The sequence below is a fragment of the Asticcacaulis sp. genome, from assembly GCF_027484505.1.
Taxonomy (GTDB): domain Bacteria; phylum Pseudomonadota; class Alphaproteobacteria; order Caulobacterales; family Caulobacteraceae; genus Asticcacaulis.
Genome location: NZ_JAIXSV010000349.1, coordinates 1 through 15,889, shown reverse-complemented (window position 1 = coordinate 15,889; position 15,889 = coordinate 1). Strand labels below are relative to the sequence as shown.

At 61.2% G+C, this 15,889-nt stretch carries 12 protein-coding genes; 9 read left to right on the top strand and 3 right to left on the bottom strand.

Annotated elements, in window-relative coordinates:
* Positions 1 to 405: 405 nt before the first annotated feature.
* The 4 genes from Q0072_RS20575 (at position 406) to Q0072_RS20560 (ending at position 7,605) form a co-directional block, all read left to right on the top strand.
* On the top strand, positions 406 to 1,608 hold the full coding sequence (locus Q0072_RS20575) for an efflux RND transporter periplasmic adaptor subunit (protein ID WP_298333668.1): 1,203 nt from the start codon (positions 406 to 408) through the stop codon (positions 1,606 to 1,608).
* Between the two features lie 159 nt (positions 1,609 to 1,767).
* Positions 1,768 to 4,992 (top strand): efflux RND transporter permease subunit, encoded by a 3,225-nt coding sequence (locus tag Q0072_RS20570; RefSeq protein WP_298333666.1) that lies wholly within the window; start codon positions 1,768 to 1,770, stop codon positions 4,990 to 4,992.
* On the top strand, positions 4,992 to 6,473 hold the full coding sequence (locus Q0072_RS20565; RefSeq protein ID WP_298333664.1) for an efflux transporter outer membrane subunit: 1,482 nt from the start codon (positions 4,992 to 4,994) through the stop codon (positions 6,471 to 6,473). The genes Q0072_RS20570 and Q0072_RS20565 overlap by 1 nt, the downstream gene beginning before the upstream one ends.
* A gap of 124 nt (positions 6,474 to 6,597) precedes the next feature.
* Positions 6,598 to 7,605, top strand: a complete 1,008-nt coding sequence (locus tag Q0072_RS20560) for a family 43 glycosylhydrolase (protein ID WP_298333663.1) — start codon at positions 6,598 to 6,600, stop codon at positions 7,603 to 7,605.
* Here Q0072_RS20560 and Q0072_RS20555 read toward each other — a convergent pair whose 3' ends face one another.
* Positions 7,606 to 8,058, bottom strand: a complete 453-nt coding sequence (locus Q0072_RS20555) for an Lrp/AsnC family transcriptional regulator (RefSeq protein ID WP_013478781.1) — start codon at positions 8,056 to 8,058, stop codon at positions 7,606 to 7,608.
* A 129-nt stretch (positions 8,059 to 8,187) separates the two neighbouring features.
* Between Q0072_RS20555 and alr the strand changes: the two genes are divergently transcribed.
* The 3 genes from alr to Q0072_RS20540 all read left to right on the top strand — a co-directional run bounded on the left by alr (position 8,188) and on the right by Q0072_RS20540 (position 12,446).
* Positions 8,188 to 9,318, top strand: a complete 1,131-nt coding sequence (gene alr, locus Q0072_RS20550; RefSeq protein ID WP_298333660.1) for an alanine racemase — start codon at positions 8,188 to 8,190, stop codon at positions 9,316 to 9,318.
* A gap of 3 nt (positions 9,319 to 9,321) precedes the next feature.
* The gene (locus Q0072_RS20545) at positions 9,322 to 10,578 is read left to right on the top strand and encodes a D-amino acid dehydrogenase (RefSeq protein WP_298333658.1); all 1,257 of its coding nucleotides are present in this window, start codon (positions 9,322 to 9,324) and stop codon (positions 10,576 to 10,578) included.
* 110 nt (positions 10,579 to 10,688) lie between these two features.
* Positions 10,689 to 12,446, top strand: a complete 1,758-nt coding sequence (locus Q0072_RS20540) for a DUF885 family protein (RefSeq protein WP_298333656.1) — start codon at positions 10,689 to 10,691, stop codon at positions 12,444 to 12,446.
* 24 nt (positions 12,447 to 12,470) lie between these two features.
* Here the strand turns inward: Q0072_RS20540 and Q0072_RS20535 are convergent, their stop codons facing one another.
* Both Q0072_RS20535 and surE read right to left on the bottom strand, forming a co-directional pair.
* A complete protein-coding gene (locus Q0072_RS20535; RefSeq protein ID WP_126420239.1) occupies positions 12,471 to 13,121 on the bottom strand; it encodes a protein-L-isoaspartate(D-aspartate) O-methyltransferase in 651 nt (216 codons plus the stop codon).
* Entirely contained in the window at positions 13,118 to 13,927 is an 810-nt protein-coding gene (surE, locus tag Q0072_RS20530) for a 5'/3'-nucleotidase SurE (RefSeq protein ID WP_298333654.1), read from the bottom strand. Before surE ends, Q0072_RS20535 begins: the two co-directional genes overlap by 4 nt.
* Before the next feature lie 333 nt (positions 13,928 to 14,260).
* Here surE and Q0072_RS20525 point away from each other — a divergent pair, with 333 nt between their 5' ends.
* Together Q0072_RS20525 and Q0072_RS20520 are read left to right on the top strand one after the other, a co-directional pair.
* Complete coding sequence (locus Q0072_RS20525) at positions 14,261 to 14,986, top strand: sugar transferase (protein ID WP_298333653.1); 726 nt, start codon at positions 14,261 to 14,263, stop codon at positions 14,984 to 14,986.
* A 223-nt stretch (positions 14,987 to 15,209) separates the two neighbouring features.
* On the top strand, positions 15,210 to 15,889 hold a 680-nt coding region (locus tag Q0072_RS20520; RefSeq protein WP_298333650.1), incomplete at its 3' end, for an NAD-dependent epimerase/dehydratase family protein.

Sequence of the window (15,889 nt, the reverse complement as noted above, 5' to 3'; positions counted from 1 at the left end):
ACTCCTTTTACTGCCCCCTATGTAGCGTGTCCGCTTCCCTGCTGCCAGTCCCCGACACGCAGATGTCATATCTGCCGGTCTAAACGCTGGATCATTATGATTTCTGGTAGAAACATAATGATCCAAGTCTTTGTTTAGCCCCTCGCCGGGCGGTGGCTGCGCCACCTTGGCCGCCGCCTCAATGGCGGCTTGAGCGGAATGATTCCATTTGAAATCATTCCGCTCCAAGATTTCGTCACTCTTTCGCGACTGCTGACAAATTTTTGTACCAATTCGCACAAAAATTTGGCCAAGCCTCTATTAATTTGCGAAACAGTACATAAATGGATGCCTGCGGCTCCGGTTCAAGGGCTGTTCCTGTCGCCGCTTTCCTTTCTTTTCCCTTTCTCCCCAAAGGTGACCCGCATGTTGACCCCGTCCGATCTTTACCGGCGCGCGCCGCGTCAGGCGCTCCTGACCGCCGCCGCCATCGCCACCCTGAGCGTGGGGGCCTTCGGTATCTACGCCCTGACCTCCAAAGCCGACGCTCAGGCCACCGCCGCCGCCCCTCAGGCTATTCCCGTCAAGGTCGCCCTAATCGAAGAACAGACCGTCAGCGGCTGGGACTCCTTCTCCGGCCATCTGGAAGCCGTCGAGCGCGTTGAAATCCGCTCACGCGTGTCGGGTGCGGTAAAGGCCATCCATTTCCGCGAAGGGGCTTTCGTTAGGGAAGGCCAGCTTCTGGTCACCATCGACCCGGCTCCCTACGCCGCTGAGGTCGCCCGTGCCCGCGCACAGGTCCAGGCGGCGGAAGCGCGTTTGACACTGGCACGCTCGGAAAACAGCCGCGCCGAACGCCTGCTCAATGAGCGCGCCATCTCGCAGTCTGAGGCCGAAACGCGCATCAATGCCCTGCGCAGCGCCGAAGCCGACCTCGCCGCCGCGCAGGCCGTGCTGCAATCGGCCAATCTCAACCTCTCCTACACGCAGGTCCGTGCCCCGGTGTCGGGCCGCGTGGGTAAGATCGAAATCACGCAGGGCAATCTGGTCGCGTCCGGCCCCGGTTCGGCCGTGCTGACGACCTTGGTGTCGGTCTCGCCCATCTATGCCAGCTTCGACGCCAATGAAGAGGTAATCAACCGCACGCTGGCCGATCTCAACGGCGCCGAATTCGGCAAGGTGCCGGTGAAGCTGGAGCTGGACAACGGTTCCGAACCCCTGAGCGGGCACCTGCAACTGATCGACAATCAGTTCGACAGTCAGTCCGGCACAGTGCGCGCCCGCGCCGTCTTCGCCAATACCGATGGCAAGCTGATCCCCGGTCAGTTTGTGCGTGTTAAATTGGGTGAGGCCACGGCCAAACCGGCCATCCTGATCAACGAAATCGCCATCGGCACGGATCAGTCCAAGCGCTTCGTCTATGTGGTCGGGAAGGGCAATGCGGTCGAATACCGTGAGGTCCAACTGGGTGGCACGATCGACGGTCAGAAGGTGGTCACAGCGGGTCTGAAACGCGGTGATCGCGTGGTGATGTCGGGTCTTCAGGCCCTGCGGCCGGGTACGGTCGTCGCGCCGCAACTGATCGCCGCCCGGCCGGTCATCGACGCCACGCCCAAGCCGAACGCGTAAAAATCTCCTCCCTGTCGCGCCGCGATGGGGAGGGAGATTTCATCGCTTCGTCGCGGATAACCGCTTCACATACCCCTCCGTCAGCTCTGCGGGCTGCCACCTCCCCACTTCACAGGGAGGAGAGGGACTCTCAACCTCATGCTGCCCAAAGGGCCACCCATGAACCTCTCAAAATTCTTCATCGACAGACCGATCTTCGCCGGTGTGCTGTCGCTGCTTATCGTGGTGTTCGGGCTCCTCAGCCTGCGCACCCTGCCCGTCTCCGAATACCCGGAAGTCGTGCCGCCGCAGGTGGTGGTGCGCGCCGTCTATCCGGGGGCGAGCCCCGCCGTTATCGCTGAAACCGTCGCTACCCCCATCGAAGAAGCCCTCACCGGCACCGAAGACATGATCTACATGTCTTCGGCCTCGACCTCCGACGGGCAGATGACCCTGACCCTCACCTTTAAACTGGGCACCAATCCGGACCTGGCGCAGCAGATGGTGCAAAACCGCGTGTCTCAGGCCGAGGCCCGCCTGCCCTCAGACGTGCGGGCGCTGGGCGTCACCACGCAAAAGAGCCAGTCTTCCCTGCCGCTGGTGGTGCACCTTGTCTCGCCCAATGGGCGTTATGACGAAAACTATCTGCGCAACTACGCCCTGATCCACGTCAAGGACCGCCTGCAAAAAATCGAGGGCGTCGCCCCGATCCAGATGTTCGGCGGCGGCGAATATTCCATGCGTATCTGGCTCGACCCGCAAAAGGTCGCCGAACGCGGCCTGTCGGCGTCGGACGTCGCTAATGCCGTGCGCGGCGAAAACGTGCAGGCCGCCGCCGGGATCGTCGGAGCCTCCCCCGGCCAACCGGACATTACGCTTCAGATGTCGGTCAATGCGCAGGGTCGCCTGAAGACCGAAGAAGACTTCCGCAACATCATCGTCCGCTCCAAGGACGGCGCTGTCACCTATCTGGGCGACGTGGCCCGCGTCGAACTGGGGGCCGCCGACTATTCGCTGCGCTCGCTGCTGAACAATCAGAAGGCCGTCGGTATCCCCATCTTTGAACAGGCCGGGGCCAATTCGCTGAAGGTTTCCGCCGACGTCAAAAAGGCGATGGCCGAGCTTCAGAAGACCATGCCCGAAGGCGTCGAATACCGCATCGCCTACGACACCACCGAATATGTGCAGGAATCCATCGACTCGGTGATCCACACCCTGCTCGAAGCCATACTGCTGGTGGTGATCGTCGTCATTGTCTTCCTTCAGACGTGGCGCGCCTCGATCATTCCGCTGCTGGCCGTGCCCGTGTCCGTCATCGGCACCTTCGCGGTGATGCACGCCTTCGGCTTCTCAATCAATGCCCTGACCCTGTTTGGCCTCGTTCTGGCCATCGGTATCGTCGTCGATGACGCCATCGTCGTCGTCGAAAACGTCGAGCGCAATATCGAAGCCGGTAAATCGCCCAAGGAGGCCACCTATCAGGCCATGCGCGAAGTCTCCGGCCCCATCATCGCCATCGCGCTGGTGCTGGTCGCCGTCTTTGTGCCACTGGCCTTCATCACGGGCCTGTCGGGTCAGTTCTACCGTCAGTTCTCGCTGACCATCGCCATCTCGACCGTCATTTCGGCCATCAACTCGCTCACCCTGTCCCCGGCTCTGGCGGCGCTCCTGCTCAAGGACCACCACGCCAAAAAGGACGCCCTGACGCGCTTCATGGACCGCTGGCTGGGCGGTTTCTTCCGCCTGTTCAACCGCTTCTTCCACCGTTCGTCAGAAAACTACGGCAGGGGTCTGGGCGGCATCATTTCACGCAAGGCCCTGATGCTGGGCGTCTATGCGGTGCTGGTGCTCGCCACCATGTTCATGTTCAAGACCGTCCCCACCGGCTTTATCCCGGCGCAGGACAAGCAGTATCTGGTCGGCATGGTGCAGCTTCCGGACGGGGCGACGCTCGACCGTACCGAAGCCGCGGCGCGCGCCATGACCGATATCGCCATGAAGCAGGACGGCGTAAAAGACGCCCTCGCCTTCCCCGGCCTGTCGATCAACGGCTTTACCCTAGCGTCCAACTCGGCAGTGGTGTTTCTGGCGCTCGACTCGTTTGAGGAACGCGGCAAAAACCACCTCGACGCCGGCACCATTGCCGGTGCGCTGAACCAGAAGTTTCTGGGCATTGGCGACGCCTATGTCGTCGTCTTCCCGCCGCCGCCGATTCTCGGCCTCGGCACCACAGGCGGCTTCAAGCTTCAGCTTCAGGACCGCGGCGCGCTTGGGCCCGAAGCGCTCGATCAGGCCACCAAGGCCTTCGTCGCCAAAGCCTATCAAACCAGGGAACTGGCCGGGGTCTTCTCCAACTATCAGATCAATGTGCCACAGGTCTATGCCGACATTGATCGCGTCAAGGCCCGTCAGCTCGGCGTCAATGTGCAGGATGTCTTCGACACCATGCAGATCTATCTGGGCTCGATGTATGTCAACGACTTCAACAAGTTCGGCCGCACCTATTCGGTCCGTCTTCAGGCCGATGCGCCCTATCGCGCCCGTCCGGAAGATATCGGTCAGCTCAAGGTACGCTCTAGCAGCGGCGAGATGATCCCCCTGTCGGCGCTTCTGAAGGTCGAGCCGTCCTTCGGGCCGGTCAATGCCACCCGTTATAACGGCTATCTGGCGGCCGACATCAATGGTGGCCCCGCCCCCGGCTTCTCCTCCGGTCAGGCCGAAGCCGCCGCCGCCAAAATCGCTGCCGAAGTCCTGCCGCCGGGGATTGAATACGAATGGACCGACCTGACCTATCAGCAGATATTGGCCGGTGACTCCTCGGCCATCATCTTCCCGCTGGTCATCCTGCTCGTCTTCCTCGTGCTGGCGGCGCAGTATGAAAGTCTGGTCCTGCCGCTGTCGATCCTGCTGATCGTCCCGATGGGCCTGCTGGCCGCTATCACCGGCGTGTGGATTTCGGGTGGCGACAACAACATCTTCACTCAGATCGGCCTGTTCGTTCTGGTGGGGCTGTCGGCCAAGAACGCCATCCTGATCGTGGAATTTGCCCGCGAGCTGGAACTGGCCGGGCACAAGCCGCTACAGGCCGCTATTGAGGCCAGCCGGTTGCGTCTGCGCCCGATCCTGATGACCTCCATCGCCTTCATCATGGGCGTCCTGCCTCTGGTGCTGGCGCACGGAGCCGGGTCGGAAATGCGTCACGCCATGGGTGTGGCCGTCTTCGCCGGCATGATCGGAGCCACCGTTTTCGGCCTGTTCCTGACGCCCGTCTTCTACGTCACCCTGCGCGCCCTGACCGGCAATCGTCCGCTCAAGGCCCACACCCACCCAGAGGAGCCCGGCCACGAAGGGATCGACCCCGCGCCGAGCACCGCCACGCTGAACTCACATCCGGAGGCACATTAATGTCCCCATTTTTATCGCTCAAACGCCGCGGGGCTCCTCTCATCAGCTCGGGCGGCCAGTCGGCCTTGCCAAAGCGTGACTGGTCACGCTTTGGAATCATCCCTCTTAGCTTTGCCGCCCTGCTTCTGACGGGTTGCGCCACCGAACCCCTGACGAAGGACGCAGGCCTCACCCCGCCGGCAGCCTTCAAGGCTCCGGCCACGAGCGAAACCACCGCACCGCCTCTGGCCCAGAAAGCCGACGCATTCTGGCTGATCTTCGGTGACCCGGTGCTCGACGATCTCGAAGCGCGTGCCATGACCCGCAATACAGATGTAGCCATCGCTGCCGCCCGCGTGCAGCAGGCCCGCGCCCTGATCCGTCAGGCCCGCGCCGTGCAGTTGCCGCAGGTCAGCGCCGGGTTGCAATCGTCGCGCGCCTCACAAACGGGTCAGTCGCCCAAGGCCTCAACCCTGCACGCGGCCGGTCTCGATCTCGGCTATGAAGTAGATCTGTCCGGGCGTCTGTCAAAGGCGACGCAGGCGGCGACCCTCGACGCCTCCGCCGCCGAAGACAATGCAAAATGGGCGCAACTGCTCGTGCAGGGCGCGGTGGCCGAAACCTATTTCGCCCTGCGCGCCCTTGATGAAGACCGCGCCATCGTGGCCGAAACGCTGGAGGCCTATCAGGGCACGCTCACCGTCACGCAAAACCGCTATGCGGCCGGTGACGTCGCCGAACTGGACGTCGTGCGTCTGCAAACCGAAGTCGCTACGACCGAGGCCGAACTGAAGGCGCTCGACCGTCAGCGCGCACAGGTCGAAAACGCTCTGAGCCTGCTGGTCGGCGACCTGCCTTCGACCTTCCGCGTCGAGGCCAAGGCGTGGGAAGCGCAACCCTGGGCCGGTGCCGTGCCGCTGATCCCGGCGGGCCTGCCGTCTGGGCTTTTGACGCGACGCCCGGACGTCACCGCTGCCGAAAAGGCCATGCAGGCCGCTCAGAAGCGCGTCGGCATCGCCAAGGCCGCGTGGTTCCCGCGCCTCAGCCTGACCGCCTCTGCCGGGGGCGCGTCGAACGAGTTGTCGGACATCTTCTCGGAAGGCGCGCGCAACTGGTCGCTCACCGGTATTGTCGCTAAGGCGATTTTCGACGGCGGACAACGCAAGGCCGGCATCGAACGGGCGCAAGGCGATCTGGCCATTGCCTTTGCGCAGTATCGTCAGTCGGTTCTGGTGGCCTTTGGCGACGTGGAAAACGCCCTGTCGGACATCGACGGCCTGACCGGCGAAGCCGAGACCCAGGCCACGGCTCTGGCGGCGGCGCGCCGGGCGCTCGACCTGTCGCAGGCGCGCTACAAACACGGCTATGTCTCGCAGCTTGAGGTGCTGGATGCCCAGCGCTCCTACCTGCGTATCCGCCGTCAGGACCTTCAGGTCCGCGCCCAGCAATATCAGGCAACCGTGCGCCTGATCCGCGCTTTGGGCGGCGACTGGACCGTGTAAGCCGGGCTATTCCTGACTCTGACGCCTGCCGATCCCTGCGGCAGGCGTTTTTTTATGCGTGATAACGCTTGGAATTGAACATATTTGCTCTATAAGTCGGACAAATAATCAAAGGAAACGTCCGATGAAAACGCGCCTCAGCCTCGCCCTTCTGGCCCTGTCGCTGACGGGCTGCGCCGCCCTCCCCGGCACCGAAGCGTCGTACATCGCGCCCAAGCCCCTTTACCGCGACCCGGTCTATGACGGGGCGGCGGACGTGTCGATCATCTACGACCGCGCGGCCAAAGACTGGAAGATGTTCTACACCAACCGCCGCGCCACATTGAAAACGCCCGAAGGCGACGTGTCGTGGGTGCATGGCACGCCCATCGGGGTAGCGGCCTCAAAGGACGGCGTGAACTGGGCTTATAAGGGCACGGCCGATATCCCGCTGTCGTGCACGGGCGAAACCCTGTGGGCCCCTGAAGTCTATGCCGATAAGGGCACCTATCATATGTGGCTGACGGTGGTGCCGGGCATTTTCAAGGACTGGAAGGCCGGGCGCTTTATCGTCCACCTGACCAGCCCGGACCTCAAAAACTGGACCTGTGGTGAGCGGCTGGATCTGGGGACCGACCGCGCGATTGACGCAAGCGTCATCCAGAAAGATGGCCTCTATCGCCTGTGGTTCAAGGATGAGCGCAAGGGCAGCCGCCTGTTTGTGCTGGAAAGCCCGGACCTCAAATCATGGGTGCGTCAGCCCGATCCGGTCATCGATACCAATGCCGAAGGGCCCAAGGTGTTTCAGTTCGGCGGCCATTACTGGCTGATCGCCGATGTGTGGAAAGGGCTGATGGTCCTGCGCTCAGACGATCTGAAGACCTGGACACCGCAACCCAACCGCCTGCTGGAACAGCCGGGCATGCAGGCGACCGATAATGACAAGGGCCAGCACCCCGACGTGGTGGTCAATAATGGCCGTGCCCTGATCTATTACTTTGTGCATCAGTACAAAGCCCCGGAAGCCGCTACCGACCCCAAATACGGCCAACGCACCGTCATTCAGGTGGCCGAACTGAAGATCGGCCCCGATGGCTGGCTGACGGTCGATCGCAATGCGCCGGTCGATGCGCGGCTGACGCCGCCGAAATAATTACACCGCCCGCGCCAGCACATTGCGGATCGAAAAGCTGGAATGGATACGCTGCACGCCGGGGAGCTTGGACAGCACCTCGGTGTGGATGCGCTCGAATTCGCGCGCGTCGGCAATATCGACGCGCAGCACATAGTCGGCATCCCCGGTCATCAGCAGGCATTCGCGGATTTCCGGATAGCGCCGCACCGCTGCCTCAAAGCGCCGCAGCGTCCCCTCGCTCTGCCGTTCCAGCGAGATGCGGATAATGACCGCGATAGGCTCACCCTCGACCTCTTCGCCGATCAGGGCCGTGTAACCGCGGATGACCCCACTTTTTTCCAGTAATTGAATCCGCCGCAAACAGGCCGACGGCGACAGCCCCACCTCGGCCGCCAGTCGGGCATTGCTCATCCGCGCATTGAGCCGAAGAAGCCGGATCAGGCTGCGGTCCACCGCATCGAGAGGGCGCATGACAGTTTCTTTCTCAAAGCGAACAATTGTTGTGTCATATGACACATATATGAACTAATCACGTCAAATAGCACGAACATTCGACGATCCTTGCGTTAATCTCATCGTTACTGGCGAAAGGACGGCGGCATGGATCAGGCTCTGGCGAATGAGGCTTTGGCAAACGGCGCGGGCGGCATACTGCGCGTCGATCTTGGCGCTCTGAAAGCCAACTATCTTAAACTGTGTCAGTTGGCAGCCCCGACCCCGGTCAGCGCCGTGGTCAAGGCCGATGCCTATGGTCTGGGGGTCAAAGCGGTGACGGCCACGCTTTATGCCGCCGGTTGCCGCCATTTCTTCGTAGCCCTGACGCGCGAAGCGTTCGAACTCCGCCCGCAACTGCCTGCCGATGCCGCGCTCTATGTGCTGAACGGACTGACGCCGGGCAGTGAAGCCCGCGCCGCGCAAGCCGGGCTGATCCCGGTGCTCAACTGCCCCGAACAGCTTGACGCCTGGGCCGATTTGGCGCGCCAGAGGGGCCAGACCCTGCCCGCCCTGTTGCAGGTTGATACGGGTATGTCGCGGCTGGGTTTCATGCCCGAAGACCTTAAAGCGCTGGCCGCCGCGCCGGAGCGTCTTCAGGGTCTGCGCATCGACTATCTGATGAGCCATCTGGCCTGTGCCGATGAGCCCACCAATCCGGCCAATGGTCAGCAACTCGAAGCCTTTGAACTGGCCTCGCGCCTGTTCCCCGATACGCCCCTGTGTTTTGCCAATTCCGGCGGGCTGTTCCTGGGGGCGGAATACCACGCCGATCTGTGCCGTCCCGGCATTGCCCTGTACGGGGCCGCGCCCCACCTCGACCGGCCCAATCCCATGCAGCCGGTCATTGCGCTCGATCTGGCCGTCATTCAGACGCGTAGCGTCCCAGCCGGGACGCGCATCGGCTATGGCGGCACGGTGGTTACCGACGCCCCCAAACGTCTGGCCACCCTGTCGGCCGGGTATGCGGACGGTCTGCCGCGTCGGTTGGGCGATCAGGGCGCGGTCTATGTCAACGGCGTGCGTCTGCCCTTTATCGGCCGTGTGTCGATGGATTCGATCATTATCGACATCGACGCCCTGCCCGAAGGCGCGCTGAAGGCTGGCGATTTTGTCGAGTTGATCGGTCCGCATCAGTCGCTGGACGCCGTGGCCGCAGCCGCCGGCACCATCGCCTACGAAATCCTGACCCAACTGGGTTCGCGGTATCACCGTCACCTCATCGCTGCGGAGGGCTGAGGCATGAAAATCGTCATTCTGGGGGCCGGAGTCATTGGCGTCACTTCGGCCTGGTATCTGCGTCAGGCCGGTCATGAGGTCACGGTCATTGACCGTCAGCCGGGCCCGGCGCTGGAAACCTCCTTTGCCAATGCAGGCGAAATTTCGCCGGGCTATTCTTCGCCTTGGGCGGCGCCCGGTATCCCGCAAAAGGCGCTGCGCTGGCTGTTCATGAACCACGCGCCGCTGATTATCCGACCCAATCTCGACCCGCAGGCCGTGCGCTGGATGTGGCAGATGCTGATGAACTGCAACACCGAAAGCTATAAGCGCAACAAGGGCCGTATGGTGCGCGTCGCCGAATACAGCCGTGACTGCCTGATGGCGCTGCGTCAGGACATTGGCATCCGCTATGACGAACGCACCCAGGGCACGCTGGAGGTCTTTCGGACGCAAAAGCAGATTGACGGCCTTGCCAAGGATATTCAGGTGCTGAAAGACGGCGGTGTGCCGTTTGAATTGCTCGACACGGACGGCTGTGTCGCCGCTGAACCGGGGCTTGCGGCCTCGCGTCACAAGATCGTTGGGGGCTTACGTCTGCCCAATGACGAAACGGGCGATTGTTTCAAATTTACCAATGCCTTGTCTGAAAAAGCTGAGGCGGCCGGAGTGGTGTTCCGCTACGGCGTCGATCTGCGGGGGCTGGTCCGCGAAGGCGAACGTATCAAGGCGGTGCAAACCACCGAAGGCGATATCGAAGCCGATCTGTTTGTGGCGGCTCTGGGCAGCTATACGCCCGCCTTTCTGCAACCTCTGGGGCTGGATGTGCCGGTCTATCCGGTCAAGGGCTATTCCCTAACCCTGTCCATCATTGACGAGCACCGCGCACCGCTGTCCACCGTTATGGACGAAGCGCATAAGGTTGCCATCACGCGCCTGGGCACGCGTATCCGCGTGGGCGGCATGGCCGAGATCGCCGGTTTTTCGAAGGACCTGCCCGAAGCGCGTCTCAACACGCTGAAATACGTCGTCGAAGACCTGTTTGGCGGAGCGGGCGACCTGAACCATCCGAACCTGTGGTCGGGCCTGCGTCCGATGACCCCGGACGGCACGCCGATCATCGGCCCGACGCGCTATAGCAATCTGTGGCTCAATACGGGGCACGGCACCCTGGGCTGGACCATGTCGTGCGGTTCGGGCAAGGTGCTGGCGGACCTGATCAGCGGTCAGACACCGGATATTGAAACCCATGATCTGAGCCTTAAGCGTTACGCCGCCTGAGACCCTTGGTGTGGGTGCGGTTTAATTAGCTGTTACGGTATAACTCGGATTGCCAAGCTCAAATTATACGGTATACATTTTAGCATTGCCTCGCCTCACAGAGTGATCTCATGAAAGCCCTTCTGCGCGCCACCGCCCTGTCTGTCATTCTCGCCACCTCCGCCCTGCCCGTCTGGGCCGAGGTCGATCCGGCGGTGCAGGCAAAGTTCGAGACGATCTACAAAACCGAATGGGAATGGCGCGGCAAACAGTCGGCGGCCAATGAAGACACGCCCGCCGATCAGCGCGGCGGTGGCCTGCCCGACGTCTCAAAGGCGGCTCAGGACAAGAAACTGGCCTACTGGCAGAACGTGCTGAAACAACTTGATGCTATCGACATCAGCAAACTGTCGGAAAAGGACGCTGACAATTACCGTGTCTATCGCTTTCAGATCGAAACCCTGATCAACGCGCAGGTCTATAAGCTCTATGAGCGTCCGGTGGCCGGCGATACCTCCTTCTGGTCTGATCTGGGTTATATTGCGAGCGGCACCTTCCGCAGCGAGGCCGATTATCGCAACTATATCAAAACGCTCGGCGACATGCCGCGCTATTTCGGTCAGAATATCGACAATATGCGCGCGGGGCTCAAGCGCGGCTTCACCCTGCCGCGCGTCTCGCTGCAAGGCCGCGATGTCTCACTGACGCAAGTCATTGAGGCCAAGGGCGAGACCAACCCCTTCTATAAGCCGTTCAAACACTTCCCGGCGACCATCTCCGCCGACAAACAGGCCGAACTGAAAAAGCTGGGCCTTGAGGCCATCCAGAAAAGCGTCATTCCGGCGCAACAGAGCGTGCTGACCTTCCTGAACAGCGAATATACGCCCAAGGCCACAACCTCTATCGCCGCTATCGACCTGCCGGATGGTCGCAACTTCTATCAGGCCCAAATCTACGAATACACGACCCTCACCCTGACGCCGGACCAGATCCACCAGATCGGCCTTGATGAAGTTGCCAAGATTCGCGGCGAAATGGACGCGGTAATGAAGGAGGTCGGCTTCAAGGGCGATCTCAAAGCCTTCCTGACCTTCCTGCGCACCGACCCGCAATTTTACGCCAGGACGCCGCAGGAACTGCTGGACCGATCAGCCTGGGCCGCCAAGATGTTCGACGGTAAGGCCGGCGACTATTTCGGCCGTCTGCCGCGGATGCGCTTTGCCATCATCCCCGTGGCTCCGGAAATCGCGCCTTTCTACACCAGCGGGCGCGGTGGACCGGGTGGCTACTGGATCAATACCTATAACCTGCCGTCGCGCCCGCTTTATTCGGTCATGGCGCTGACCTTGCACGAGTCGGCACCGGGCCACGCCTTCCAGATGCCGCTGGCCATGGAAAACAAAGGCCTGCCGCCCTTCCGTCAAAGCGGCTACATCTCGGCCTATGGCGAAGGCTGGGCGCTTTATTCCGAACGACTGGGCGTCGAGATGGGCATGTATCAAACGCCCTATGAGCGCTTTGGTATGTTGAGCTATCAGATGTGGCGCGCGGCGCGTCTGGTGGTCGATACCGGCATGCACGCCAAGGGCTGGACCCGTGATCAGGCGCTCGATTTCCTGCGTGAAAACACCGCCCTGTCTGAGCACGAAATCACCACAGAGGTGGATCGCTACATCGCCTGGCCGGGTCAGGCACTCAGCTACTATCTGGGGGAAATGGCCATCTGGAAGGCCCGCGCCAAGGCCGAAGCGGCGCTCGGTGAGAAGTTCGATATTCGCGCCTTCCACGACACGGTTCTGGAACTGGGGTCTGTGCCACTGCCTGTGATGGAAGTGGCTGTGGACCGCTTTATCGCACGCGGCGGCACCAGTCCGTATAAGGATGAATAATTAATCCGATAACAGATTAATTATTTAACCGTCCTTGGCCACGCCTTCGATCAGCGGCACAAAGCGCACCTCGCCGAGGTCTTCAACCTCATAGGCTTCGGGGGTGCGCGTATAACGCAGCAGGCGCTGCACCGACCCGCGCCCCTGCGGCGCGACCATGATCCCCTTGACCTTGAGCTGCGCCAAGAGCGGCAGGGGTTCGTCGGGAAGCGCGGCGGTGACCAGAATGCGGTCAAACGGTGCCTGCTCCGGCCAGCCGTCCCAGCCATCGGCAAAGCGATAGATAATATTCTCCATCATCAGCCGCTTATGGCGGATTTCAGCCTCCAGCATCAGTGAGCGATAACGCTCGATCGTATAGACGTAACGGCACAGGCGCGACAGGATCGCCGTCTGATAGCCGGAGCCCGTCCCGATCTCCAGCACGCGATGGCGGCCTTCGAGCTTCAGGGCCTGCGTCATCAGGGCGACGATATAGGGCTGTGAAATGGTCTGACCCGCCGCGATGGGGATGGCCGAATCCTCCCACGAGCGGTCAAGGAACAGTTCCGGCACGAACAGGTCGCGCGGGGTGTACTCCATGGCGTGCAGCAGCTTTTCGTCTTGAATACCCTGCGCTTTCAGGCTGGCCAGCAGGCGCTCGATGCGGGTTTCCGGCAGAGGGGCCTCGCTCATCGACCGGTCTCCTTGAGGTCGGGGGTGCGGATACGCTTCGGGGCCGAGCCACCGAAAACGCCCTTATAGGCGTGCAGCGTCTCATAATGTGTCAGATCAAGATGGAGCGGCGTCACCGAAATGCGGTTTTCGGCGACGGCCTTGAGATCGGTGCCATCGACCAACTCACAGTCATGACCGTGGAAATCGAGCCAGTAATAGGGCCGGCCGCGCGGATCGACGCGCTTGACGGCGTGCAGATCATGCAGGTCACGAAAGCCCTGCCGCGTCATTTCAACGCCCGTCACCGCCTCATCATCGCAATCGGGGAAATTGATATTGAAGATGAGGTTGTTCGCCCAACCCTTTGTTAAAAGGGATGAAATGACCGGCGCGCCATAGGCCCTTGCCGCTTCCCACTGCGCTTCGACGTCCAGATCGAAGTCCAGACACTGCGACAGGGCAATCGACGGGATGCCCAGCGTCATCCCCTGCAAGGCCCCGGCGACCGTGCCGGACAGGGTCACATCCTGAGCGAGGTTAAAGCCACGATTAACGCCCGACAGCACCAGATCAGGCGGTTCAGGCAGCAGATCGTTGACAGCAATCTGCACGCAGTCGGTGGGCGTGCCGGTCACCGCAAAGGTGCGTTCATCCAGCCGGTGCGCGCGCAGCGGGTCGTGCAGGGTAATACCCCGTCCCTTGCCCGACTGCTCATACAACGGCGCACACACCCAGACATCATCGGACAGTTGCGCCGCGATCTCACGCAGCACCGTCATGCCATAGGCTTCGACGCCGTCGTCATTGGTCAGGAGGATACGCATGGGACTCACCTTTCGTCCTCCGTACTAGAGCGCTCTTGGCGAACGCACAAGACATCCCCGTCAGGCGTGCCTCAAAACCGTCGTCAGGACCAGTGATCCACAGACGACACGCTTTAGCAAAATCCCCATGCACGCGAGTCGCATATCAAGATTCTCCAATTTGACGAAAAACATGGTTAACGCGCGAGCGTGCGGTTATGGGCAACCGGCGTAGCGGTGGCCGGTTGTGCCGCGCGCCACTCAGTAAATGCCTTCATTTCAGCCTTACACTTCCTGATTTTCAGACATTTTCAAATCAAAGCCGTCTGTCGTATATTTTTAAAGGCTATCGCCATGTCGGAATATGTTGGGTGGACGCGGTATGCCGACGTGGCAGATACGCCTGCTGCCCTGGCCCCACCTCTTCTGCGCCGCCCCCCCGATCCCGAAGCCCTGATCCTGCATCGGAAACATCACCGCTGCCGCGTAGCCCATAGCCCTTATAAACGTCTGATGGATGTGGGCATTGCCGCTCTGGCTCTGCTTTTTCTTTTGCCGGCTTTGCTTCTTATCTGCCTGCTAATCAAGCTCGACTCCGCTGGACCGGTGCTGTTCTGCCAACGCCGCACCGGCCTCAAAGGGCGCGTGTTCAAAATCTACAAGTTCCGCACCATGCGGGTCGCAGAGGACGGCGCACAGGTGGTTCAGGCCCAGCGCAACGATGCGCGCGTGACCAGCCTGGGCCGGATTCTGCGCCGGACCAGCCTAGACGAACTGCCGCAACTCTTTAATGTGCTGAAAGGCGACATGTCTTTGGTCGGGCCCCGCCCGCACGCCATCGCGCACGACAAGGCGTTTGCTTCACGCGTCCCCGGCTACACCGCCCGCTTTCGCGCGCGGCCGGGCCTGACCGGACTGGCGGCTATTCGCGGCTATCGCGGGGAAATCCGCACACCCGCCTGCATCGAAAACCGCATTAAGGCGGATAATGAGTATATCCAGTCGTGGTCGATCCGCGACGATCTCGTCATTCTCATGCGGACGGCACTGATAATCAGTCGCGATAAAAACGCCTATTGATCGGCGGCTTACGCCCATAGGCTGACATAAATGCCCGATATTTGCCGCTCAAACGCACGGAATGACCGCGCGGGCTTGCAGCTTTGACAGTGATCGGTCAGTAGGATGACGAACACCGATCTTCAGAATCAAAAGTCAGGTCCGTCTGTCGGCGATTCCAGATTAACGTCTTTGATGTATCCCGGACGCGATGCCACCTCGGCGTCCGGGCGAGAGTGATAATATGAGAGTCTTCATTACCGGCACCGCAGGCTTTATCGGCTTCCACTTGGCGCAGCGCCTGCTGACCGAAGGCCATGAGGTTCACGGCTATGACGGCATGACCGAATATTACGATGTGCGCTTAAAGCGCGCGCGCGTGGAACTGCTGAAGCGCGAGCCTCTCTACACGCACACAGAGGTCATGCTGGAAAACATGGACGCGCTGATGACGGCGGCTGAGGCTTGTCAGCCGGAGATCATCATCCATCTCGCCGCGCAGGCGGGTGTGCGCTATTCGCTTGAACAGCCGCGCACCTATATCAATGCCAATGTCGTTGGCTCTTTCAACATCCTCGAAATCGCCCGCCTGTTCAAGCCACAGCACCTGCTGCTGGCTTCGACCTCCTCCGTCTATGGCGCCAATGAGAAGGTGCCGTTCGAGGAAGTGGACAAGACGGATGAACCGATGACCCTCTATGCGGCGACGAAGAAGTCGATGGAGGTCATGGCCCATTCCTATGCCCATCTGTGGAAGATTCCCACCACCGCTTTCCGCTTCTTCACCGTATATGGCCCCTACGGGCGTCCCGATATGGCGCTGTTCAAATTCGTCAATGCCGCCGACAGGAATGAAGCCATCGACGTGTACGGCATGGGACAGCACGCGCGCGACTTTACCTATATCGACGATCTGGTCGAGGC

Excerpts from the sequence above, each read along its gene's own strand:
- Q0072_RS20575 (WP_298333668.1), top strand. The coding sequence starts at position 406 with ATGTTGACCCCGTCCGATCTTTACCGGCGCGCGCCGCGTCAGGCGCTC.
- Q0072_RS20570 (WP_298333666.1), top strand. The coding sequence starts at position 1,768 with ATGAACCTCTCAAAATTCTTCATCGACAGACCGATCTTCGCCGGTGTG.
- Q0072_RS20565 (WP_298333664.1), top strand. The coding sequence starts at position 4,992 with ATGTCCCCATTTTTATCGCTCAAACGCCGCGGGGCTCCTCTCATCAGC.
- Q0072_RS20560 (WP_298333663.1), top strand. The coding sequence starts at position 6,598 with ATGAAAACGCGCCTCAGCCTCGCCCTTCTGGCCCTGTCGCTGACGGGC.
- Q0072_RS20555 (WP_013478781.1), bottom strand. The coding sequence starts at position 8,058 with ATGCGCCCTCTCGATGCGGTGGACCGCAGCCTGATCCGGCTTCTTCGG.
- alr (WP_298333660.1), top strand. The coding sequence starts at position 8,188 with ATGGATCAGGCTCTGGCGAATGAGGCTTTGGCAAACGGCGCGGGCGGC.
- Q0072_RS20545 (WP_298333658.1), top strand. The coding sequence starts at position 9,322 with ATGAAAATCGTCATTCTGGGGGCCGGAGTCATTGGCGTCACTTCGGCC.
- Q0072_RS20540 (WP_298333656.1), top strand. The coding sequence starts at position 10,689 with ATGAAAGCCCTTCTGCGCGCCACCGCCCTGTCTGTCATTCTCGCCACC.
- Q0072_RS20535 (WP_126420239.1), bottom strand. The coding sequence starts at position 13,121 with ATGAGCGAGGCCCCTCTGCCGGAAACCCGCATCGAGCGCCTGCTGGCC.
- surE (WP_298333654.1), bottom strand. The coding sequence starts at position 13,927 with ATGCGTATCCTCCTGACCAATGACGACGGCGTCGAAGCCTATGGCATG.
- Q0072_RS20525 (WP_298333653.1), top strand. The coding sequence starts at position 14,261 with ATGTCGGAATATGTTGGGTGGACGCGGTATGCCGACGTGGCAGATACG.